Consider the following 21,840-nt stretch of genomic DNA (forward strand, 5'->3'; position numbering starts at 1 on the left):
CCCAACCGCCACAGCGACCGCTGACAGAATCGTCGTCAAGCCCGTACCGGGGACGGGCCACGCCCCCGGCCGCGCCCCCGACAAACCCGCCGCCGGGCGGGATGCCGCCGGTACCAGCACCATACGGCGGGGCGGTGCCGCCGGCAGTACCCCAGCCGCCCGGTGGACCCCGTCCGCCGGTTGGACCTTGGCCCCCCGGTGGACCGCAGCCCCCGTACCCGGGTTTCTCGCCCCCAACGCCACCGGCGGGGTACCCGGCTCCCCTACCGACACCGCAGTCCGGCATCCCGGCACCCGCCCCGCAGCCGGCTTTCCCGGGGCAACCCCCGCACCCGAATCAGCCGCCAGGAGCCACTGGAGGTCCGGTTCCGCCCGCCGACCCGCGTTACCCGGCCGCACCCGCCGATCCGCGTTACCCGGCCCCGCCCGCCGATCCGCGCTACCCGGCCACACCGTCCTACCCGACGCCGCCGGCCGCCGCACCGGGTCAGCCTGGTCCGTCAGCCCCATGGCCGCCCCCGGTCGGCACGGCAGGACCGATGCCTCCCGGGCCCACCGGAGAGGGTTCCTACGATCCCCGGGGCGAGGTGTACCCGGGGGTCGCCCCGGTGCCGCAGCATCCGTATCCGGCCGCACCCGGAGTGGTCCACCTGCCGACGCCACCACCACCTGCGGCCTACCCGGAATCGGCCTGGTCACCGGACTCGTCCGCGCCGACAGCGGAGGAGTTCGCCCGCCGTCGGGCCGTCCGCCCAGCCGACCCGGTCGCCTCGATGGGCCTCCGGGCGGCGGTCAACAAGACCACCCTGGGTCTGGTACGACTCTCGCCCGGGCGCCAGGAGCAGGAGATCCGGCACGACATCGAGATGGTGCGCCGCAACTTCGGTGGCCTACGTCAGGTGACGGTGGTCAACCCGAAGGGTGGTGCCGGCAAGACGGTGGCGATCCTGCTGCTGGCGATGACCTTCGGCCAGAAGCGCGGCGGATACGTCCTGGCCTGGGACAACAACGAGACGCAGGGCACCCTCGGCATGCGGGCACAGCAGGACTTCCACGCCCGTACCGTCCGGGACATGCTGCGCGACCTCGGCCAGTTCCAGGGTGCGCACGGACGGGTCGGTGACCTGTCGCAGTACGTCCGCTCACAGGGCGAGGGGATGTTCGACGTACTCGCCTCCGACGAGTCGGCCACCGGCGGTGAGATGCTGACGGCGAGCGCCTTCGCGGAGATCCGCGAAGTGGTCAGCCGGTTCTACAAGCTGATCTTCGTGGACACCGGCAACAACGTACGAGCCCAGAACTGGCAGGCCGCGATCGACGCGACCGACCAGCTCGTGGTGACCATGTCGGCTCGTAACGACTCCGCCGAGACCGCCGCCCGGATGCTGGACCACCTGGAGCAGAGCGGCCGGCAACGGCTGGTCCGGCAGGCGGTGACGGTGGTATCGATGCCGCCGTCCCGCAAGGAGATCGACCTGCCCGCGATCCAGCAGCACTTCGCCGCCCGGACCAGGGCCGTTCTGCTGGCCCCGTACGAGCGCCTGATCGACAGTGGTGAGCCGCTCCGGTACGGGCAGCTCTCGTCGGCGACCCGAGAGGCCTGGTTGAAGATCGCGGCGGCGGTGGCCGAGGGTTTGTAGCGACCCGATCCCACGCCCCCCGACTGTCCCGCACCTGTCCGGACAACCGGGGGGCAACGCTCGTCAGGCGCGCCCGGCACCGCGCCGTGAATCGATGCTGGCGTGGCGAAACGGGTCTCAGGTGCTGGAGAGGGCGTCGCCAGCGGCCGGGTCACAGTCGCGCAGGAACTGGGCGCATCGGGCTGCCTCGTCCGACTCGCCGATCTCGCCGGCCGCCCGGGACAGCAGGTGCAGGCACCGCAGGAAGCCTCGGTTGGGTTCGTGCGCCCACGGCACCGGGCCGTGCCCCTTCCAACCGTTCCGCCGCAGCTGGTCCAACCCGCGGTGATAGCCGGTACGCGCGAAGGCGTACGCCGGGACGACCTGGCCGGACTCGAACGCGCGGGCAGCCAGGATCGACCAGGCCGCGCTGAAGGTCGGGAAGCGCGCCGCGACCGAGGCGTACGCCTCGTCCGTGTCCGTCTCCCGGGCTTCGGCGAGGGCCGCCTCGGCGGCAACGTCCCCGGGTAGGAGCGTGGCGGGCGGTTCAGGCAAAAGGTTCTGCATCGAACCATTCAACCTGGCCCGAAGGCCGGGCAGCGAGTGGGGGTGACCGGGGCGGAACGGGAACGGCCAGCTCCCCGGGCGGGGAGCTGGCCGTCGTGGTCGCTGGCGACGGTCATGTCGATCTTGGTGCCCGTCGAGCGCAGGTGCTCACATTCCGATCTTGGTGCCCGTCGAGCGCAGGTGCTCACATGCCTCCACGACCCGCTGGGCCATGCCGGCCTCGGCGGCCTTGCCCCAGACCCGGGGGTCGTACATCTTCTTGTTGCCGACCTCGCCATCCACCTTCAGCACGCCGTCGTAGTTGCGGAACATGTGGTCCGCGACCGGCCGGGTAAAGCAGTACTGGGTGTCGGTGTCGATGTTCATCTTCACCACGCCGTAGTCCAGCGCCTCGCGGATCTCGGACAGCAGCGAGCCGGATCCGCCGTGGAAGACCAGGCTGAGCGGCTTGTCCTGGCCGTACTTGGCCGCGACCGCGTCCTGGATCTCCTTGAGGATCTCCGGGCGCAGCTTGACGTTGCCGGGCTTGTAGACGCCGTGCACGTTGCCGAAGGTCAGCGCCGCCATGTAACGGCCCTTCTCACCGAGGCCGAGCACCTCGACCATCTGCAAGCCGTCGGAGATGGTGGTGTAGAGCTTGTCGTTGATGGCGTTCTCGACACCGTCCTCCTCACCACCGACCACGCCGACCTCGATCTCCAGGACGATCTTGGCCTGGGCGGCCTCGTCCAGCAGCCCGGCGGCGATCTGCAGGTTCTCGGCGACCGGTACGGCGGAGCCGTCCCACATGTGCGACTGGAACAGCGGCTCCTCGCCGCGAGCCACCCGCTCCTTGGAGATCTGCATCAACGGGCGGACGAACTTGTCCAGCTTGTCCTTGGGGCAGTGGTCGGTGTGCAGGGCGATGTTCACGGGGTAGTTCTTGGCCACCTCGCGGGCGTACGCCGCGAACGCCGCCGCGCCGGTGACCATGTCCTTGATGCCCGGTCCGGAGAGGTATTCAGCACCACCGGTGGAAACCTGGATGATGCCGTCGCTCTCCGCGTCGGCGAACCCCTTTAGGGCGGCGTTGAGGGTCTGCGAGGACGTCACGTTGATCGCGGGATACGCAAACCGGCCGGCCTTGGCCCGGTCGAGCATCTCGGCGTAGACCTCGGGGGAAGCGATGGGCATGACAAACGCTCCTTACTAACCACTCCCGGCCAGGACGGCCGCTGTCTCATGGGTGCGCCGGACCGCGCTGTCCTTCGCGGGAAGTATCCCGTAGAGCGCTGGTGTCGACACAACCGACCCGGATCGGCTCAGTCCCGATCCACCGAGTCGGGGATCACGAGGCTGATCAGCCAGGCGACCACCGCCACCACGATGGCACCCCAGAACGCCGCCCAGAAGCCGTCCACCTTGAAGGGAAGGTCGAACAGGCTGGCGATCCAGTCCGTCAGCAGAAAGAGCAGCGCGTTGACGACCAGCGCGAACAGTCCCAGGGTGACGAGATAGAACACACAACCGACCACCCGGATGACCGGCTTCAGCACGGCGTTGACGATGCCGAAGATGAGCGCCACGGCGAGCAGGGTCAGCGCGTTGATCCCGGCCGACCGGCCGCTCACCGTGATGCCCGGCACCACCAGAGTGGTGATCCACAACGCGATCGCGGTGACCACCAGCCGGATCAGGAACGCCATTGTCCCATCTTGTCATCCCCGCTGGCCTGCGGTAACCCATTCCCACGACTGATCCACGGCAGGGCCGCAGCCCGGTGTTTGCCGGTGACGACAGTTGGGCAGGAGTCTGCGGGTACGGACAGCGGCGAGTTACCCGTACGGTCGCCACGGCAGCCCGTACGGTGAAAAAGGCCCGGTCAGTGGCTTACCCGACGCTGCCCGGCGGACCGGAAGGAGGCGACGATGGCCCAGCCTGGCGAGGAGTTCGCTCCCAGCGACCACCGCTCCCCCGAGGAGCGGGACCCGGAGGCGTCGGCGGACGACGTTGTCGAGCAGGCGACCATCGCCGACCCGGCCGAGGAGGAGCCGGAGATACACCGGGGTCTTGAGGTCACCGAGTGGGACGCCCTGGAGCAGGCCCGGGTGATCGGCCCGGAGGACGACTACCGCTAGGGGGCGAGGCTGCCAGGGCGTCCACCAACGCTAGGACGTGACAAACTCCCGGTTCTTGGCGGCCCAATCCGCGACCGCATCCTGCCGCAGAGCGGTGAACAGGCTCGCCCCTCCCGCCGGATCCAATGTCCCGGCCCTCTTCTCGTCCGACGTCTGGGTCCGGTCAGGCCAACCGATACCCACCGACTTGGCGGCAGGCCCCTGGAACGCGACGAACAGGTCGACGGGCGGTAGGTCGCCGGTGTCGACCACCGCCCCGTCGCCTACCGTCTGGAGGATCGCCAGCAGTTTCGCCGGGTCGTTGCCGATCCCTCCGCTGGCCAGCTTCGCCACCAGTGCCTGAAGGAAAAGGTGGCCGTTGCGGTCCCGGTCGTGCGCCCCCTGACGGAGTGTCACCCGCTGCCGAAGCAGGTCCAACGCGGCAGCGCCGTCGAGTTGCTGGCAGTCAGCCGGGAAGAGCCGCCCGGTGTGGATCGACTTCACCTGTTCGGGCAGGCAGATCTTGACTCCGCCGACCGCGTCGGTGAGTGTGCGCAGGCCGGAGAAGGTCAACACGGCGCTGCCATCAACCCGAAGCCCGGTCAATTCGGCCACCGTCCGGACCGTCAGTTGGAGCCCGCCCGACATATCCGGCTTGGCGCCCGGTCGCAGGCTGCCATAGAGAAAGGCCGCGTTCAGCTTGTTGAATCCGTGACCGGGGATCTCCACGCCCAGGTCCCGGGGCAGCGAGATCAGATACACCCGGCTCCGGTCCCGAGGGATGTGCACGATCGTCATCGAGTCAGCACGGTTGCCGGTGTCCGCGACCAGTTGCCCATCGACCCCGATCAGTAGAAAGTTCAGCGCGGTGTCGGGCAGCACGACGGCAGGCGGAGTCACCACGGACGGGCCACCGACCGGCGCGGACTCCGGTGTCGCCACCAGGTCACGACCCACCACCGGCACCAGTACGGCCAGCAGCACCGCCAACGCCGTACCGGCGGCTCGAACCTTGAGCTGGCGGCGCCGACGGCGTACCACCATGGTGTCGATGGCGGACCGGACCGGGCCGGGATCCGGGGTGAGCGTCTCATGCTGGGCAAAGCTCCGCCGCAGGTCATCCTCGATCATCAGCAAACCTCTACAAGTTCAGCCCGAAGGGTGGCCAGGGCCCGGGAGATGGACGAGCGGACGGTTCCGACGGCGCAGCCGAGCACCTCGGCGATGTCCCCATCCGGTAGGTCCTCGTAGTAACGCAGCACCAGAGCGGCCCGCTGGCGTCGCGGCAGCCGGTCAAGCCACTGCCAGATCTGGTCCCGCTCCGCACCGACCTCGGCATGGTCGACGACGGTGGCTACCTGCTTCTCCGGCTCCGCCCGGAGCAGCACCCGCTTCACCCATGACCCACGCTGCCAGTCGATGTACTGGTTGGTGAGCATCCGGCGCACATAGCGGTCGGGGGCATCAGCCCTGGCCACCCGCCGCCACTTGAGCTGTACCCGCACCATCGTCTCCTGCACCAGGTCCTGGGCCAGATGCGGATCGCCGGTCAGCATCACCGCGTACCGCAGCAGCGCGGTAAGGCGGGAATCGACGAACTCCTCGTACGTCACTGGCACCTCCAGATGTCCACATCGGGTGGACGGGATCACCGCTCGAAAACGTTGCGATTTTGACGGCCGTCTTTCCGTTGGACCCCAGGATGGGACAGCAGTGCGTGTAGATCAGCGCTACGCTCCGCTGACTTCAGCGAATTCCCACCCGGAGGAACCCCTTGATGTGGAACAAAACGGTCCGGCGGCTACTCGCCGGCCTCGGTGTCGCGGGCGCGTTCGTCGCCGCCGCGAGCCCGGTATCAGCGCAAGCCTCGGACGTAGAACTCAGCGTCTACTTCTCCAACACCACCATCGCCGCAGGCAGCACGGGCAAGGTCGACTACCCGATCGTCTTCAGCTCCGCCCCGGTGGTCGTATACGACCTCACAGTGCGATACGACCTCACCGACCTCGTCGGAAAGGTGGCCCATCGCCATCGTCCCCACGGGCAACGCGCAGGTTGGCGACGAGGGCAATCTCGAGGTCAGCTTCAGCGCGGCCGGCTACCCCGCCGTCACCAGCAATGCCACCATCCGGGTCGGCGAGGGGGTCGACCTCGCGGCCGGGCCGGAGACGACCCTGACCGCCGCGCCCGGCGACACCTTCACCAGCCCTCTCGTCGTCCGCAACGTCGGCACGACGACGGCCACCGGCGTGAGCGTGCTTTTCGACAACGACCATGCGATCCAGCCCATCGGGCGATACAGCAACTGCCTCTACCAGGGCGATCGGCTAAAGGCCTGTCACTTCACGACGTCGATGAGTCCGGGCAGTACCTACACCGCGATCCTGCCCTACGCGCTCGGGGTGGACACCTACGCCCCAGGCTACGCATGGGGGAACACCAAGCTGATGACGCGAGCAGAGTTCGACGACTTCGCGGCATACCTGCGGCGCCGCTCGGTTTCGCTCGGTGAGCCCGGCACCGAGGGCGAACTCGCCCTGACCGAGGTTTCTGGTGTCCGCACCCAGGGCGACCAGGCCGACACCGACCCGACCAACGCGTGGAGCCACTTCGAGATCACGGTCACCGGCGTGAACGGTACGGACCTGTACGCGATCGGGGACAGCGTGACCGGCAACGTCGGCGATGTGGTCACCGTGACCGTCGGATTCGGCAACAACGGTCCGGCTTCGCTCGACTACACCCGGACCGGTGCCGTGGTTACCAAGATCGACGTGAACGTACCCACCGGAACGACCGCAGTCAGCGTGCCCAACTCGTGCTTGCCCCGTGACGGCGACCGCATCGATGGCCAGAATCCGGGCAAGCCGGGTATGCCCAGCTACCGGTGCTACCCTGGCTCGTTCTCGCAGGTCGGTAAGCAGCACGTCGTCGAGTTGGGGCTACGTATCGACAGCGTCATCCCCAACGCGGCCGGTAAGGTCACGATCAACGCCAGATGCGGGTGCGAAGGCTTCGTCAACGATCTCGACCCAAGCAACGACATGGTGCAACTGCTGGTCAACGCGAGCTAGCGAGTCGAACGGCGACGCGGACCCGGTTCGTCGCCTGATCGTTCCTGTCGCAGTGCCCCGCCGACCGGCGTCCGGTCGGCGGGGCACTCTAACGTAGGGCCCACATAAATGCGGGCGACCGTTCGAGGTCTCGACTGTCATCATTGCCGGCGTGCTGATCACCGTCTCCACCACGCACCGCCCGGCGACCGACCTTGGCTACCTGCTGGTCAAGCATCCGGACCGAGCGCACTCGTTCGAGGTACCCACCGGTACGGCCCACGTGCTCTATCCGGAGGCGTCCGAGGCCCGCTGCACGGCGGCGTTGTTGCTCGACGTCGACCCGCTGCGGCTGACCGCCGCGCGCGGCAAGGGCAACGGCCGGGGTACGACCCCGGAGGGCTTCACCCTCGGCCAGTACGTCAACGACCGGCCGTACGCGGCGACGAGCCTGCTCGCCTCGGCGCTGGCCAAGGTGTTCCGGTCCGCCCTGCGCGGCGCCTCGAAGGACCGGCCGGAGTTGGCCGCCACCCCGATCCCGTTGGAGATCGGCATCCCGGTGCTGCGCTGCCGGGGCGGCGCGGAACTGGCCGACCGCCTCTTCACCCCGTTGGGCTGGGCGGTGACCGCCGGTGCGGTACCGCTCGACGACCAGCACCCCGAGTGGGGAGACAGCCGATACGTCGACCTCACGCTGACCGGCACCGTACGGCTCGCCGACGCACTCAACCACCTCTACGTCCTGCTGCCTGTACTGGACGACGCCAAGCACTACTGGGTCGCGCCGGACGAGATCGACAAGCTGCTCCGGGCCGGTGACGGGTGGCTCGCCCAGCATCCCGAGCGAAGCCTGATCATCCGGCGCTACCTTGCCCATCGGCGCTCCCTGGCTGGCAAGGCACTTGGCCGGCTCGCCGAACTCCAGTCGGCCGAGATGCGACTCAGTGACGACGCGGTGGAGCCGGACAGCATCGACCCCGCCACCTCACCGGACGCAAACGGCCCGGCAGACTCGTCGGACGCAACCAGCCCGGCCAAGCGACAGTCCCTGGCGGTACAGCGGCGGGCAGCCGTACTGGCGACGCTGGTAAACAGCGGCGCGACCCGGGTGCTCGACCTGGGCTGTGGCCCCGGGGCACTGCTGGCCGACCTGATCCGCGACCGGCGCTACACCGAGATCGTCGGTACCGACGTGTCGTCCGTGACACTGGCGATGGCCGAGCGCCGGCTACGGCTGGACCGGCTGCCGCAGCGGCAACGTGACCGGATCAAGTTGTGGCAGTCGGCCCTGACCTACCGCGACGACCGACTGCGCGGCTTCGACGCCGCAGTGCTGATGGAGGTCGTCGAGCACGTCGACCCACCTCGGCTGCCGGCCCTGGCTGGTGCGGTGTTCGGCCACGCCCAGCCGGCGACGGTGATCGTGACGACCCCGAACGTGGAGTACAACGTGCGTTACGAGGGCCTGGCCCCGGGGGCGATGCGCCACACCGACCACCGCTTCGAATGGACCCGGGAGCAGTTCGCTGCCTGGGCCGACGAGGTCGGTCGGACGTACGGCTACCAGGTGTCGATCAGCGGGGTGGGCGACACCGATGTCGAGGTGGGCTGCCCCACCCAACTCGCCGTGTTCACCCGCAGCACCGGCAGCGCTCCCGCCGGGAACAGCACCGCCGGGAACAGCACCGCCGGGAACAGCACCGCTACGGACAGCACCGACGAGCGCGTAAAGGAAGCACTGTGACCAGCCTCGACATTCCCGAACTGGCCCTGGTCGCCCTGGTCGGCATCTCCGGGTCGGGCAAGTCCACCTTCGCCCACCGGCACTTCGCCGCCACCCAGGTGCTCTCCTCCGACGCGTTCAGGGCGATGGTGGCCGACGACGAGAACGACCAGTCCGCGTCGGCGGAGGCGTTCGACGCGCTGCACTACATCGCCGGCAAGCGGCTGCGGGCTCGCCGACTGACCGTCGTGGACGCCACCAACCTGCAACCGCACGCCCGTGCCGCACTGGTGAAGGTCGCCCGCGAGCACGACGTACTGCCGGTGGCGATCGTGCTCGACGTACCCGAGCCACTGTGCTGGGAGCGTACGCAGGCCCGCCCGGACCGGACCTTCGGCCGCCAGGTGCTCGGCCGGATGCGCCGCGACCTGCAACGCTCGGTCGCCCGGCTGGGGCGGGAGGGCTTCCGCAAGGTGCACGTGCTGCGGGACGTCGACGAGATCGACGCGGTCGAGATCCGCTACGAGAAACTGTTCAACGACCGGAAGGAGCTGACCGGCCCGTTCGACATCGTCGGTGACGTGCACGGCTGCCGGGCCGAGTTGGAGGCGTTGCTGGTCCGGCTGGGCTGGACTCTGCACACCGATGCCGACGGGCGGCCGGTGGACGCTACCCACCCGGAGGGTCGTACCGCCGTCTTCGTCGGTGACCTGGTGGACCGGGGTCCGGACTCGCCGGGCGTACTCCGGTTGGTGATGGGGATGGTCGCGGCCGGCAACGCGCTCTGCGTGCCGGGTAACCACGAGCAGAAGCTGCTGCGCAAGCTGCGTGGTCGTAACGTCACGGTGTCGCACGGCCTGGCCGAGACGCTGGCCCAACTGGAGACCGAGGATCCGACCTTCGTCGCCGAGGCCGCCGCCTTCATCGACGGCCTGGTCAGCCACTACCTGCTGGACGACGGCCGGCTGGTGGTGGCGCACGCCGGGCTCAAGGAGGAGTACCAGGGCCGGGCCTCCGGTCGGGTACGGGCGTTCGCCCTGTTCGGGGAGACCACCGGGGAAACCGACGAGTACGGCCTGCCGGTGCGCTACCCGTGGGCCCGCGACTACCGGGGCTCGGCGATGGTGGTCTACGGGCACACCCCCACCCCGACGCCCGAGTGGGTGAACAACACCATCTGCATCGACACCGGATGCGTCTTCGGCGGTTCGCTGACCGCCCTGCGCTACCCGGAGCGCGATCTCGTCTCGGTCCCGGCCGCGAAGGAGTACTACGCACCGGCCCGACCGCTGGTGCCGGTGACCGCCGACCCGGTACGTCAGGACGGGATGCTCGACCTGGCCGACGTGACCGGACGGCGGCACGTCGACTACGGCTACGGCACGGTGACGATCGCGGCGGAACAGGCGGCAGCGGCGCTGGAGGTGATGAGCCGGTTCTCGGTGGATCCGCGCTGGCTGCCGTGGCTGCCGCCGACGATGGCACCGTGTTCGACCTCGACGGTCGACGGTTTCCTGGAGCACCCGGCCCAGGCGTTCGCCGACTACCGGGCGGCCGGCGTGCAGCGGGTGGTCTGCGAGGAGAAGCACATGGGCTCCCGCGCGGTGGTGCTGGTCTGCCGGGACGACACCGTCGACTTCGGCGGGGGCGGCCCGGTGCCCGGTGGTGGGGTGGTCTACACCCGTACCGGCCGGCCGTTCTTCGGTGACCCGTTGGACGCCGAACTGCTGTCCCGGGTCCGGGCCGCAGTGACCACCGCCGGACTGTGGGCGGAACTGGACACCGACTGGTTGCTGCTCGACTGCGAACTGCTGCCCTGGTCGGCCAAGGCGATGGGGCTGATCCGGGAGCAGTACGCCAGCGTCGGCGCGGCCGGACGGTCCGCTCTGCCCCCGGTGCTCGGCGTACTGGACGGGGCGGTCGACCGTGGCCTGCCGGTGGCGGAGCTACGGGACCGGATGGCCCGACGGTTTGCCGACGTGACCGCTTACTCCGCCGCATACCGGGCATACGTGGCACCGACCAATGGGCTGGCCGGGGTGACGCTGGCACCGTTCGCGGTCCTGGCCAGTGCGGGTGCGTCCCACGCCGGAAAGGACCACGGTTGGCATCTCGCCCTGGCCGACCGGCTGCACGCTGCCGACCCGACGTTGTTCTCTCCGACACAGCGCCGGGTGGTGGATCTCACCGACGAGACGGCGGTAGCGGCGGCAACGGACTGGTGGTGGGAGCTGACCTCGGCCGGCGGCGAGGGCATGGTGGTCAAGCCGTACGCGGGTCTGGCGGCGGTCGACGGGCGGGGACGCCTGCTCCAGCCCGGCGTGAAGTGCCGTGGCCGGGAGTACCTGCGGATCATCTACGGACCGGAGTACACCGAACCGGAGCAGCTCGCGGCGCTGCGCCAGCGGTCGCTGGGGCGGAAACGGGGACTGGCGCTCCGCGAACACGGGCTCGGCCTGGCCGCACTCGACCGACTCGCGGACGGGGCACCGCTGTGGCGTCGACACGAGTTGGTCTTCGCCGTCCTCGCCTGCGAGTCGGAGCCGGTCGATCCACGCCTGTAGAGGGGTGTGACGTCCCGCACCGGGGGTATCGGGAGGCCGCCTAGACTTACCTTTCGTGCCCGTCGCCGGTGGCGGGCAGAGACCATGCCACCGGCACCATGGGGATGAAAGCCGACACCTGACCGAAAGACATCGGAGGTCACCTCGTGCCGACGCCCACCGCCACCCTGGCCCTGGGGCCCGATTTCCTGGATCCGGAGTGGTTGATCTCGACCTTCGGGCTGCTCGGCATCCTGGTCATCATCTTCGCCGAATCCGGCCTGCTGATCGGGTTCTTCCTGCCCGGCGACTCGCTGCTGTTCACCACCGGCCTGCTCACCGCCGACGGGCAGTACATCACCTACCCGCTGTGGCTGGTGTGTCTGCTGATCACGATCGCGGCTATCGCCGGCGACCAGGTGGGTTACCTGTTCGGGCGGCGAGTCGGACCAGCGCTGTTCCGGCGGCCCAACTCACGGCTGTTCAAGCAGGAGAACCTGCTCAAGGCACATGAGTTCTTCGAGAAGTACGGTGCCCGCTCGATCGTCCTGGCCCGTTTCGTGCCCATCGTCCGGACCTTCACGCCGATCGTGGCCGGGGTGAGCCGGATGAACTACAAGACGTTCGTGATCTACAACGTCATCGGTGGCGTCCTCTGGGGCACCGGTGTCACCGTGCTGGGCTACTTCCTCGGCCAGATCCCGTTCGTCAAGGCCAACATCGAGTTCATCCTGGTCGCAATCGTCTTCATCTCGGTCGTGCCGATCATCATCGAACTGCTCCGGGCCCGGATGGGCGCGAAGAAGGGCACCAGCCCCGAGGAGAAGGTCGCCGCCGAGCAGGCTATCCAGGAGACCCAGCAGCACTACGACCAGCAGCGGGCGTACGGCCAGCAGGCGGTCTACGGCTCGCAGCCCGTCTACGGACAGCAGTCCTCGTACGACGCCCAGCCGTCGTACGGCCAGCAGCAGCCCTCATACGGCCAGCAGGGATACGGGCAGGAGCAGCAGCACTCGTACGGGCAGCAGGCGCCATACGGGCAGCAGGGATACGGGCAGGATCAGCAGCCCTCATACGGCCAGCAGGGATACGGGCAGGAGCAGCAGCACTCGTACGGGCAGCAGACGCCGCACGGGCAGTCCTCGTACGATCCGCAGCCGTCGTACGGGCAGCAGCAACACGGCCAGCAGGCACCGTACGGGCAGTCCTCGTACGGACAGCAGGGACACGGGCAGCAGCCCTACGGGCAGTAGAACAGCTTTCGCGAGAGCGAACGGTCGTCATGGCTGAGCCGGCACTGCCGGTTCACGCCGTGGCGGCCGTAGACCGCTGTAGGCGGACAGCTCAATCGCCTTTGGGTGTGACCGGAATGACAATGAGCGGAACAGGGCTCACGCTCGTCAATCCAGACGAGAACACGAAGATGGCGACACCAGCGGTGAATATCAACCCCGCGTAGTGATCCGCGCCGATAGCTGTCACCGCGTCACGAGAACAGGTGCGGTTCACGTTCGTCGATCTCAGCTGTGAAGCATGCACATATACCAGGTGTGCTCGATCACACCTGGTTGAGTGTCTGGTGCCGCCCCGATCAGGACGGCACCAGACGGCACAGCCTGATTCAGCGGGCCTTCTTGGTCGCCCGCTTACGGGGCGGGGTCAGCAGATCGGCGATGGTCGCGATCGCCGACGGCACCAGCCGGTAGTAGGCCCACACACCACGCTTCTCCCGCTCCAGCAGGCCGGCCTCGGTGAGGATCCGGAGGTGGTGACTGACCGTCGGCTGCGAGAGGCCAAGCGGCGCGGTGAGGTCACACACGCACGCTTCACCCTCGGGTGCCGACTGGATCAGACTGAGCAGCCGGAGCCGAGCGGGATCGGCGAGGGCCTTGAGAACCCCCGCGAGTCGCTCGGCATCGGCACGTTCGATTGGCTCGCCGGCAAGCGGCGAGATCTGAGGCATAGTCATTTCAGCCAATGCAGTTCCCACGTATTCCATCCTTCCACCAGCAGCATCGACCCGCCTGCATATCAGCAGATCCGAATCGGCAAATTTTTAGGCCACAAGGCCGAGGTCAGCCAACGTAAAGGCCGCCCGGTATGGCAGTCCGGCCGCTCGCACCGCGTCGCCCGCGCCACGATCAACAATAACCGCAACGCCCACGACTTCGGCCCCGGCCTCTCGTAACGCCTCAACCGCGGTCAGCACACTGCCACCCGTTGTCGAGGTGTCTTCCACCGCAAGCACCCGACGACCGGCCACATTCGGGCCTTCGATCCGACGCTGCAATCCGTGCGTCTTCTCAGTTTTTCGTACTACGAAGGCGTCCAGCCCGCCCTGCGCCGCCGCTGCTGCGTGCAGCATGGACACAGCTATCGGATCGGCGCCCAGGGTCAGCCCACCAACCGCGTCGTACTCCCAGTCCGAGGTGAGGTCGAGGAGCACTCGACCTACCAATGGTGCCGCCGCGTGATGGAGCGTCACTCGACGCAGATCGACGTACCAGTCGGCCTCCCGACCCGAGGACAACACTACCCGTCCATGGACAACGGCAAGGTCAGTGATGAATTTACGCAGGTCGTCGTGGTCCCCCATGGCGGACAAGGGTACTGCTCGTTCCTGATGACCGAACGGTTGACCCGGCTGGATACGTCCGGACGTGATCTCGCGAGCAGCCAAGATGACCTTGAGCAGTTACTCTCCGTATTGGACACGCGATCAAGATCACGTCGGTGCCAACCCCTCGACGCGGTCCCGGCGTCGTCCTTTCGACGCCCCGGTTGCTCAGCCTTCTTCGCGGCCGAGCCGTCCGCGGCCCTTTCGTCCGACCGCCTGCAACAGTGCCCTCGGGGTGTGCCGCAGCCCGACGACGGCAAGCTTGTACTTCCAGTCCGGAACACTGACCACTTTGCCTTTTCGCAGGTCACGGAGGGCGTCCCGGACCACATCGTCGGCCTGCAGCCACATCCACCCCGGCGTCTTGGACATGTTGATGCCGGCCCGGTCGTGGAATTCCGTACGGGTGTAGCCGGGGCAGAGCGCCATCACCCGTACGCCGAACGGACGCACCGAGTGGGCCGTCGATTCGCTGAAGTTGGTGACCCAGGCCTTGCTCGCCGGGTAGGTTGAGCCAGGCATCAGGGCCGCGAAGCCGGCAACGGAAGAGACATTTATCACTGCCCCTCGGCGGCGGTCGGTCATGCCTGGCAGGGCGGCCAGGGTCAGCCGCATGACCGAGTGGATGTTGAGGCGGAGCAACCGTGCCTCGTCGGCCACGGTCGACCGCAGGAACGACCGGTTGAGGCTGATCCCCGCGTTGTTGACCAGCAGGTCGACCGGTTGCCGGAGCCGTTCCTCGACCGCCGCACAGCCCTCGTCAGTGGAGAGATCGGCCGACAACACCTCCACCGGTACGCCATACCGGTCGGTCAGCTCGGCGGCGGATGCGGCGAGACGATGCTCGTCCCGGGCGACCAGGAGCAGGTGGTAGCCCTCGGCGGCGAGTCGCCGGGCGAACGCGGCACCGATCCCGGCGGTGGCACCCGTGACGACGGCTCGTCGTACACCGGCTGCTGGTACGCCATGGGGGCGGGCGGGATCGGGTCCGGTGGGACGAGGATCAGGTGCTGTGGACACGGACACTCCTCAGATCGATGGCGGTGGCACCAAACGAAAGGATCCCCCCGGTCGGCTCCGCAAAGGGAACCTACTCGGGGGGATCCGTACGGGGTACCTACTTCCCCGTGATCAGCTCGCCGGCGGCGCCGGCGGGTACGGCGGGTTACCCGGGCCGGGCGGGCTGCTCGGCGGGTTACCCGGGTAGGGCGGGCTGCTCGGCGGGTAGGACGGATCAACCGGCCCCGACGGACCGCTCGCCGGACCGCTCGCCGGGTACTGCGGGTACGACTGGGGATAGCCGGGGTAGGTCCCGCCCGGCAGCGGCGGCTCCCAGCCGGGCACGTCCGGCTTGCGGAAGAACTCGTTGGCCGCCGGCAGGGCCAGCAGGATCAACGCCACCAGCAGTGCGATCAGCGTGATCACGGTAATCGTCAGCGTGAGCGGGTTGTACCAACCGGGCAGCCCCTCGTCCACCATCCGCTGGATCTCGGCCGGGTCAGGCCCGGTGGTGGTGCCTCCCGTGTTCGTGGTCAGCGCGTCGCTGGCTGCCGTCCCCAGCAGCCCGAATCCGGAACAGCAGGCGAAGATGCCGCCGAGGACCCAGGTCACGATGCGGGACGGGTTCTTACCCTTGCTGTTGAAGATGGCCAGCACCACCAGCCCGATGGCGACCAGCAGGCCGAAGATGGCCCCGCCAATCACGCCGATGGTGGCGGCGGTGGCCCCCACATCCGCCATGTCGGTGCCGGCGTACGCCTCTTCGTAGATATCCGTGAGGGTGCCCAGCACCGCCAACGCCATGATGAGCCCGAGCACCTGCAACCCGGCGACCAGGTACAGCAGGTAGCTAGAGATGGTGACGACGCCCGGACGTTGCCTCGCCGTCGGCGCGGCCGGGTTCATCGATTCCGACACAGTGCTCCCCTCCCACGACCATCCATCGACGGACCGCGTCCACACCATTCGTCTTAAGAGTTTGGTTAATCACCGTACCGGTACCTGGCCAACCTGCTAGGTCAACCAGCTCGGCTGTTGTCGGATCGACACCCTGGGTCAGTAGCTGCGCCACTCGGCTCGGGCGTACTCCAGCACCCGGGGATGCAACAGGGTCGAGGGCGGTACGTCGACTCGGGCTCGGTCCGGCGGGAAATGCCCGGCTAGCCGGAGCGTGCCGGCGTCGAGGTAGCGCAACGGTGGCGCGTCAGCGGGCAGTTCGAGCACCGGAGGGGTCGAACCGGCGGCGGCGAGCAGGAAACCCCAGTCACCGAAGGATGGCACGTCCACGTGGTAGGGCACGGTGGCGAAGCCGGCCTCCCGGATCGACGCGTCGATGCACCAGAACGAGCGGGGAGCGAAGTACGGCGAGCCGGACTGGACCACCATCCGCGCCCCGGGGGCCAGCACCGCCCGGACCAGCGCGTAGAACTCCACCGAGTAGAGCTTGGCGGTGGCCGTCTCGTCCGGGTCCGGCAGGTCCACGATGACAGTGTCGAAACGTTCACGCACCTCCCGCAGCCAGCCGAAGGCGTCGGTGTGCACCAGGCGGACCCGGGGATCGTCGAACGCCCCTCGGTTGAGGTCGCGCAGTTGCGGCTCGCGCCGGGCCAGCGCCACCACCGCCGGATCCAGCTCGACCACGGTCACCGAGGAGACGTCCGGATAGCGCAGCACCTCGCGTACGGCCAGCCCGTCGCCGCCGCCGAGCACCAGCACCGAGCCGCGCGTCCCGCGTAGCGCCGGGTGCACCAGCGCCTCGTGGTAGCGGTATTCGTCGACCGAGCTGAACTGAAGATCGCCGTTGAGGTAAAGCCGCAGGTCGGTGACGCCCTGGGAGACGATCGGCACCGACCTGGTCAGCACGATGTCCTGGTAACGGCTGCGCTCGGCGTGCACCACCGGGTCGCGGTAGAGCTGCTGGCGCGCGGTCACCTCGAAGTCGTCCGCCACCACGTAGGCGTACCCGAGGCAGAGCCCGACCACGACGGAGCCGGCGGCGAGGGCCGCCCGTGCCCGACGGCTCACGTCGCGACGGAAGACGGTGAAGACCAATACGACCCCGGCCAGCGCGTTGACCGCACCGACGACCAGCGCGCCGCGAAGCTGGCCGAAGACCGGCATGAGCAGGAACGGGAAGGCCAGGCCACCGAGGAGCGCGCCCACGTAGTCGGCGGCGAAGAGGTCCGCCACCGCGCTGCCGGCGGACTGCTCACGGATCTTCTGCAACAGCACCATCAGCAGCGGGATCTCCGCGCCGATCAGCAGGCCGAGGATGAACGCGGTCGCCACCAGGGCGGGCGCGTAGAGGTCGAGCCAGGCGAAGGCGGCGTAGAGACCGAGTACGGAGAGCCCGCCGAGCAGCGCGAGGACGAGTTCCACCGCCGCGAACGCGCTGGCCGCCCAGGGCTGCAACGGTTTGGCGGCCAACGCACCGATGCCCATCGCGAAGACCATCACGCCGAGCACGATGGAGGCCTGACCGACGGTGTCGCCGATCAGGTAACTGCCGAGCGCGACCAGGGCCAGTTCGTAGACCAGGCCGCAGGCGGCACAGACGAAGACCGCGAGGAGTACCGAGGCCCGGGCCAGCCGCCAGCGCGGGACGGCCCGGGGTTCGGGGGGAGCGGTGGCGGTCATGACTGCCGCTTGTCCTGGGTACGGGGGCGGGTGCCCCGCTTACCGACGGCACCGACGTACGGGCGGTTTCCGTGCCGGCTGCGCTGGACCAACCCGATGGTGACCAGCAGGGCGCTGACCAGCAGGAAGGCCACCGCGCCGAGCAGGTACGGCCAGCGGTCCCGCAGGAAGTCGCTGCCCGCGTCCGGCAGGGGAGTCGGTGCTGACGACGCACCCGTCCCGTCCGGGGCGGCCGTGGCCAGCGGGACCGGCGGTGCCAGTCCCTGCTCCGCCGCCAGTAGCGGCAGGAAGACCGCGGCGCGGGCGGTCGCCCAGCCCGGGTCGTCGATGAACACGTCGTCGTCGAGGCCGAGCCGCTGCAACCCGGTCGGGAAGCCGCTGATCGAGAGGTCGTCCGAGCCGTCCACCCAGATCGAGGCGTAGTCGTTGGACTCGCTGCTCTCCGAGGTGTAGGTCACGGTCGCCCGGACCCTGATCCACCGGGGGCAGCGGGCCGGGTCCTCGTCGACCGGCACGTTGTCGCCGAGGTTGGAGCCGACACTGATCGCGTCGCTGCTGTAGCCCTCGACGAGCCGCCAGCCGTAGCAGATGTTCTGTGCCTTGCTGGCCCGTTCCAGGATCGCGACCGTGTCGGCGCGTTCGGTGGCGGTCGGCGGGGGCACGTTCAGGTCGTCGTCCCCGCTCTGTGCGACCAGTACGACGACGGCGACAATGACCGCGGTGACGACGAGCCCCCAGGCGACGCCCTTGCCGCTTCCTGTCTTGGCCGGCGGTGCGGGCTTCGCCGGTCGCTTCTTCGCCGCCATCAACTAATTGCCGCGGCGACGACCGCACCGGCGGCGAGGTGGATGACCGCGGAGACCCAGACCGCGGGGTGCGGCTCCGGGTCGACCAGGATCTCGCCGAGCCGGCCGGGGGTGGCCAGGTCGAGCAGGAGGAAGGCGGCGGCCATGATGAGCAGGCCGAGGATGCCGTACGCGGCGCAGCCGATGATCCCGGTGACGAAGTTGTCCTCGCTGCCGACGATGGCGGCGACCACGATGGTGCCGACGCCGAGCAGGTTGGAGGCGAGCAACAAAGCGGCGTTGCGGTTCCGGTCGACCCAGATCAGTTCGTGTAGCCGGCCGGGGGTGGCGACGTCCACCAGGACGTAGCCGATCCCCATCAGTACGATGCCGACCACGCCGTAGGCGAGGGTCACCAGCAGGTCGGTGGCGAGGGTCATCAAGGTGGGCTCCCGAGGGGTGAGGGGTGAGGGCTACCGGGCCGCCGGCCCGGGACTACTTGCCAGCGCCGGGGCCGCCGCCACGGACGGTGTTCCCCCGCCCCCAGGCCCAGGAGTTGCCGACGGTGCTGTGGTAGCGCGGATAGGCGGTGGTCATCTTCTCCAGCAGGATCAGCGAGCCACCAACGGCGACGGGGACGATCACCACCGAGTCGTCGTCGTAGCGCAGGTAGACGCCGCTGCCGTCGACGTACTGGTCGGCCGGTTTCCAGGCCTTGGTGATCTCGTCGGAGACCGCGCTCGGGGACTTCCGCGAGGTGTAGGCAATGGCCTGCCTACCGATGTCCTGGCTGGCCGCCCGGGTGTACTTGTCCTTCACGAAGCCACGCGGCGAGAAGCTGCCGGAGAACACGGCGAAGCCGGCCACCAGCACCCCGATCAGCGTGAACGCCGCTCCCACGATGAACCATCTGCGGTACTTCATCGCATCCTCACCGTCGTTTCGGTCTCGACGAGTTCTCCGGTCTGTGGATAGGCGTGCCAGGTGTGCCAGCCGATGTCGCCCGAGGCATCGGCCCTGGCCCGCAGTGCGGTGATCGAGTCCGGGCCGCCGGGGAAGACCCCGACCAGCGCGTACGGATCATCGGCGAGTTCCTGGCGCAGGGTGGCGGTCCGGCGGACCAGCTCCTCGGGGGCCAGGTGCAGCACCCGGGCGGTGAACCGGTAGCCGCTCTCCTCGTCGGCCACGGCGGCGGGTAGTTCGGGGTGCCGGCCGGGCAGGCAGGCGACCGTCTCGATGAACTCGGCGTCCGCCGCTTCCAGCACCACCTGGTGCGACGCGCCGAGCAACCGCAGCCGCAGTCGTACGCCGTCCGGCTGCGCCGCCGTGGGCAGGTCGAGGTCGAGCACGTACAGGGCGGGCCGCTCGGCCGATTCGAGGGCGAAGCTCAGGTCGGCGGCGGAGGTGTCGGCGTACGGTGCGTCGAGGGTGACGAGCACGGTCAGCCGACCTTGTCCGCTGGCCCGGCCTGCGGATAGATCTGCACCTCGGCCCGGTGCAGCCGCTCGCCTCGGGCCACCTCCCACTTGCCGCTGTCGCCGTACGACTCGAAGGAGAGTCGCGCCGGACCGGCGGCGTAGTCGTGGTAGGCCACCGTGCCGGTCGGGTTGAGGCCGGTGGTGCCGGTGGCGGTGTAGCGGGCCCGACCGGACTCCTTGCTGGTGAAGCGCCGCCCGTCGAAGTCGATGGTCGGCGCACCGGGGGTGACGGTCGCAACCGGTTCGGCGGTCCAGAGCACCAGCTCCAGGTCCGGATCCTCCTCGACGGAGAGCCAGACCTTGTCGCCACTCACGGTGTCCAGCAGGTGCTCGGTCCAGCCCCAGTCGCCCTCGGTGAAGCGCAACGTGCCGCGTACGCCGTACGAGGTGTGCCGGATCTCCACGATGTCACCCGGCTGAAGTCGTCGGGGGTCACCTCGCAACGCGTCGGCGTCGTCGTCCGCGCTGCGGAATGGGTCGGTTCGCGGTGGTGTGCTCGCCTTGGTAGCTGTTTCCGCCTTCTTCCGGGCGGCCCGGACCGCGATCACGGCCACCACCACCCCGGCGACCGCGACCAGACAACTCACCGTGACCAGCAGGTACGCTAGCGTGCCGTTCATCCAGCCCGTCCTCTCCAACCCGATCGGCCGGTGACGGTAACAAACCCATGCACGGCCGCTACCTGCACCGGGTCCGGCTGGTCAACTGCCGGACGCCTCCGGCTGCTCGACCGAGCCCGGCTGACCCGGTTGGCCCGGAAGATCCGGTTGGCCCGGAAGATCCGGCTGGTCTGGTTGGCCCGGAAGATCCGGTTGGCCCGGAAGATCCGGCTGGTCTGGTTGACCCGGTTGACCCGGCTGGTCTGGTTGGCCCTCGAAGCCAGCCGGACCGACGGATTCAGGCGGGCCGGATTCAGGCGGGCCGGCGAGGTGCGTACCCGGTACCACCGGTGGCGGGTACGGATAGAGATAGACATAGCCGTACGGCTGGCCGGGTATCGGCTGCCCCCAGGCGGGCCAAGTCGCTCGGGGCGGGACGAAGAAACGGTTGGCCGGCGATATCGCGAGCAGCACCACAATCGCCACAACCAGGGCGAAAAGCAGAGAGCCGGCGACACTGCCGATGGGGAACAGCAGGTCGAAGCTCTCGTACTCCAGCGTGTCGTAGAACGCGTCCTCCTTCACGAACGGATCGGGCTCATCGGTCGACGATGGGGAAGGACCGCCCGACCAGTCCGCTGCCGGTTTCTCGACCGTCGTCGACGTCAGGAGGAACAGCGGAATGGAGAGCAGGCCACACCCGAACGGGCCGGCACCGAACAGCAACGTCAGTCCGGCCGTGACGAAGGTGCAGATCCGCGCCGCGTTGCTGCCCCGACGCAACGGCACGAGACAGGCCGCCAGAAACACGGCGGCGAGCACGGCGGGCACCACCCCGGGGAGGGTGCCGATGATGTTGCTCTCGCGTTCCATCGACACCAGGTCCGGGTGGGCACCGCTGATCCGGGCCGCCCGGTCGATGGCGGCGTCGTACCGGACCGCTGAGGCCACCGTCGTACCGGCGACGACCAGCAACATCCCGATGGCCGCGAGTTGCAGGTGACCGGCGACGGTGACGACGGCCGGCCGGGGTGGTCGCGGTGCCGTGGAACGAGTGTCCATGGTGGATCACGCTACCGACCGGGTCGGGCCGCAGATATGAGCCGATCCGTGGATACCCATTG

Annotated in this window: 21 protein-coding genes and 2 pseudogenes; 6 read left to right on the plus strand and 17 right to left on the minus strand. The window is 68.8% G+C overall.

What is annotated here, in order from left to right; genetic code table 11:
• Nucleotides 1-65: 65 nt before the first annotated feature.
• Nucleotides 66-1,640, plus strand: a pseudogene (locus FHR38_RS12355) (MinD/ParA family ATP-binding protein); the annotation flags it as partial.
• A 117-nt stretch (nucleotides 1,641-1,757) separates the two neighbouring features.
• Here the strand turns inward: FHR38_RS12355 and FHR38_RS12360 are convergent.
• The 3 genes from FHR38_RS12360 to FHR38_RS12370 all read right to left on the minus strand — a co-directional run bounded on the left by FHR38_RS12360 (nucleotide 1,758) and on the right by FHR38_RS12370 (nucleotide 3,871).
• A complete protein-coding gene (locus FHR38_RS12360) occupies nucleotides 1,758-2,186 on the minus strand; it encodes a DUF3151 domain-containing protein (protein WP_184534804.1) in 429 nt (142 codons plus the stop codon).
• A gap of 147 nt (nucleotides 2,187-2,333) precedes the next feature.
• Nucleotides 2,334-3,359, minus strand: a complete 1,026-nt coding sequence (fbaA, locus tag FHR38_RS12365) for a class II fructose-bisphosphate aldolase (RefSeq protein ID WP_184534805.1) — start codon at nucleotides 3,357-3,359, stop codon at nucleotides 2,334-2,336.
• Nucleotides 3,360-3,487: 128 nt separating this feature from the next.
• Nucleotides 3,488-3,871 (minus strand): phage holin family protein, encoded by a 384-nt coding sequence (locus FHR38_RS12370; RefSeq protein WP_184534806.1) that lies wholly within the window; start codon nucleotides 3,869-3,871, stop codon nucleotides 3,488-3,490.
• 222 nt (nucleotides 3,872-4,093) lie between these two features.
• On the opposite strand from FHR38_RS12370, the gene FHR38_RS12375 reads away from it, so the two are divergent.
• On the plus strand, nucleotides 4,094-4,303 hold the full coding sequence (locus tag FHR38_RS12375; protein ID WP_184534807.1) for a hypothetical protein: 210 nt from the start codon (nucleotides 4,094-4,096) through the stop codon (nucleotides 4,301-4,303).
• Between the two features lie 30 nt (nucleotides 4,304-4,333).
• Here FHR38_RS12375 and FHR38_RS12380 read toward each other — a convergent pair whose 3' ends face one another.
• The 3 genes from FHR38_RS12380 to FHR38_RS12390 all read right to left on the minus strand — a co-directional run bounded on the left by FHR38_RS12380 (nucleotide 4,334) and on the right by FHR38_RS12390 (nucleotide 6,527).
• Nucleotides 4,334-5,413 (minus strand): LCP family protein, encoded by a 1,080-nt coding sequence (locus FHR38_RS12380; RefSeq protein WP_184534808.1) that lies wholly within the window; start codon nucleotides 5,411-5,413, stop codon nucleotides 4,334-4,336.
• Nucleotides 5,413-5,895 carry a SigE family RNA polymerase sigma factor gene (locus FHR38_RS12385; RefSeq protein ID WP_184534809.1) on the minus strand — a complete coding sequence of 161 codons (483 nt, stop codon included), beginning with the start codon at nucleotides 5,893-5,895 and terminating at the stop codon, nucleotides 5,413-5,415. The genes FHR38_RS12380 and FHR38_RS12385 overlap by 1 nt, the downstream gene beginning before the upstream one ends.
• A 485-nt stretch (nucleotides 5,896-6,380) precedes the next feature.
• A complete protein-coding gene (locus FHR38_RS12390) occupies nucleotides 6,381-6,527 on the minus strand; it encodes a hypothetical protein (protein WP_184534810.1) in 147 nt (48 codons plus the stop codon).
• Nucleotides 6,528-6,636: 109 nt separating this feature from the next.
• On the opposite strand from FHR38_RS12390, the gene FHR38_RS12395 reads away from it, so the two are divergent.
• From FHR38_RS12395 to FHR38_RS31575, 4 genes and pseudogenes are all read left to right on the plus strand, one after another.
• Complete coding sequence (locus FHR38_RS12395; RefSeq protein ID WP_184534811.1) at nucleotides 6,637-7,356, plus strand: hypothetical protein; 720 nt, start codon at nucleotides 6,637-6,639, stop codon at nucleotides 7,354-7,356.
• Between the two features lie 151 nt (nucleotides 7,357-7,507).
• Nucleotides 7,508-9,079 (plus strand): 3' terminal RNA ribose 2'-O-methyltransferase Hen1, encoded by a 1,572-nt coding sequence (locus tag FHR38_RS12400; protein WP_184534812.1) that lies wholly within the window; start codon nucleotides 7,508-7,510, stop codon nucleotides 9,077-9,079.
• A complete protein-coding gene (locus FHR38_RS12405) occupies nucleotides 9,076-11,622 on the plus strand; it encodes a polynucleotide kinase-phosphatase (RefSeq protein WP_184534813.1) in 2,547 nt (848 codons plus the stop codon). Before FHR38_RS12400 ends, FHR38_RS12405 begins: the two co-directional genes overlap by 4 nt.
• Before the next feature lie 146 nt (nucleotides 11,623-11,768).
• A pseudogene (locus FHR38_RS31575) lies at nucleotides 11,769-12,470 on the plus strand (DedA family protein); the annotation flags it as partial.
• Between the two features lie 752 nt (nucleotides 12,471-13,222).
• On the opposite strand, the gene FHR38_RS12415 reads toward FHR38_RS31575, so the two are convergent.
• The 11 genes from FHR38_RS12415 to FHR38_RS12465 form a co-directional block, all read right to left on the minus strand.
• The gene (locus tag FHR38_RS12415) at nucleotides 13,223-13,600 is read right to left on the minus strand and encodes an ArsR/SmtB family transcription factor (protein ID WP_007454255.1); all 378 of its coding nucleotides are present in this window, start codon (nucleotides 13,598-13,600) and stop codon (nucleotides 13,223-13,225) included.
• Between the two features lie 57 nt (nucleotides 13,601-13,657).
• On the minus strand, nucleotides 13,658-14,197 hold the full coding sequence (gene pyrE, locus FHR38_RS12420; protein WP_184534815.1) for an orotate phosphoribosyltransferase: 540 nt from the start codon (nucleotides 14,195-14,197) through the stop codon (nucleotides 13,658-13,660).
• Between the two features lie 189 nt (nucleotides 14,198-14,386).
• Nucleotides 14,387-15,238, minus strand: a complete 852-nt coding sequence (locus FHR38_RS12425) for an SDR family NAD(P)-dependent oxidoreductase (RefSeq protein ID WP_184534816.1) — start codon at nucleotides 15,236-15,238, stop codon at nucleotides 14,387-14,389.
• Nucleotides 15,239-15,349: 111 nt separating this feature from the next.
• A complete protein-coding gene (locus tag FHR38_RS12430; protein WP_312882072.1) occupies nucleotides 15,350-16,135 on the minus strand; it encodes a hypothetical protein in 786 nt (261 codons plus the stop codon).
• A gap of 138 nt (nucleotides 16,136-16,273) precedes the next feature.
• The gene (locus FHR38_RS12435; RefSeq protein ID WP_184534817.1) at nucleotides 16,274-17,854 is read right to left on the minus strand and encodes a polyamine aminopropyltransferase; all 1,581 of its coding nucleotides are present in this window, start codon (nucleotides 17,852-17,854) and stop codon (nucleotides 16,274-16,276) included.
• On the minus strand, nucleotides 17,851-18,660 hold the full coding sequence (locus FHR38_RS12440; RefSeq protein WP_184534818.1) for a hypothetical protein: 810 nt from the start codon (nucleotides 18,658-18,660) through the stop codon (nucleotides 17,851-17,853). Before FHR38_RS12440 ends, FHR38_RS12435 begins: the two co-directional genes overlap by 4 nt.
• Nucleotides 18,660-19,082 (minus strand): DUF350 domain-containing protein, encoded by a 423-nt coding sequence (locus FHR38_RS12445; RefSeq protein WP_184534819.1) that lies wholly within the window; start codon nucleotides 19,080-19,082, stop codon nucleotides 18,660-18,662. The genes FHR38_RS12440 and FHR38_RS12445 overlap by 1 nt, the downstream gene beginning before the upstream one ends.
• Before the next feature lie 52 nt (nucleotides 19,083-19,134).
• Nucleotides 19,135-19,563: a DUF4247 domain-containing protein gene (locus FHR38_RS12450; protein WP_184534820.1), complete on the minus strand. Its 429-nt coding sequence runs from the start codon at nucleotides 19,561-19,563 to the stop codon at nucleotides 19,135-19,137.
• A complete protein-coding gene (locus tag FHR38_RS12455; protein WP_184534821.1) occupies nucleotides 19,560-20,078 on the minus strand; it encodes a DUF2617 family protein in 519 nt (172 codons plus the stop codon). Before FHR38_RS12455 ends, FHR38_RS12450 begins: the two co-directional genes overlap by 4 nt.
• Nucleotides 20,079-20,080: 2 nt before the next feature.
• Complete coding sequence (locus tag FHR38_RS12460) at nucleotides 20,081-20,737, minus strand: DUF4178 domain-containing protein (RefSeq protein WP_184534822.1); 657 nt, start codon at nucleotides 20,735-20,737, stop codon at nucleotides 20,081-20,083.
• A gap of 81 nt (nucleotides 20,738-20,818) precedes the next feature.
• Nucleotides 20,819-21,778, minus strand: a complete 960-nt coding sequence (locus tag FHR38_RS12465) for a hypothetical protein (protein WP_184534823.1) — start codon at nucleotides 21,776-21,778, stop codon at nucleotides 20,819-20,821.
• Nucleotides 21,779-21,840 lie beyond the last annotated feature (62 nt).

This window comes from Micromonospora polyrhachis, from assembly GCF_014203835.1.
In the GTDB taxonomy this organism is placed as follows: Bacteria; Actinomycetota; Actinomycetes; order Mycobacteriales; family Micromonosporaceae; genus Micromonospora_H; species Micromonospora_H polyrhachis.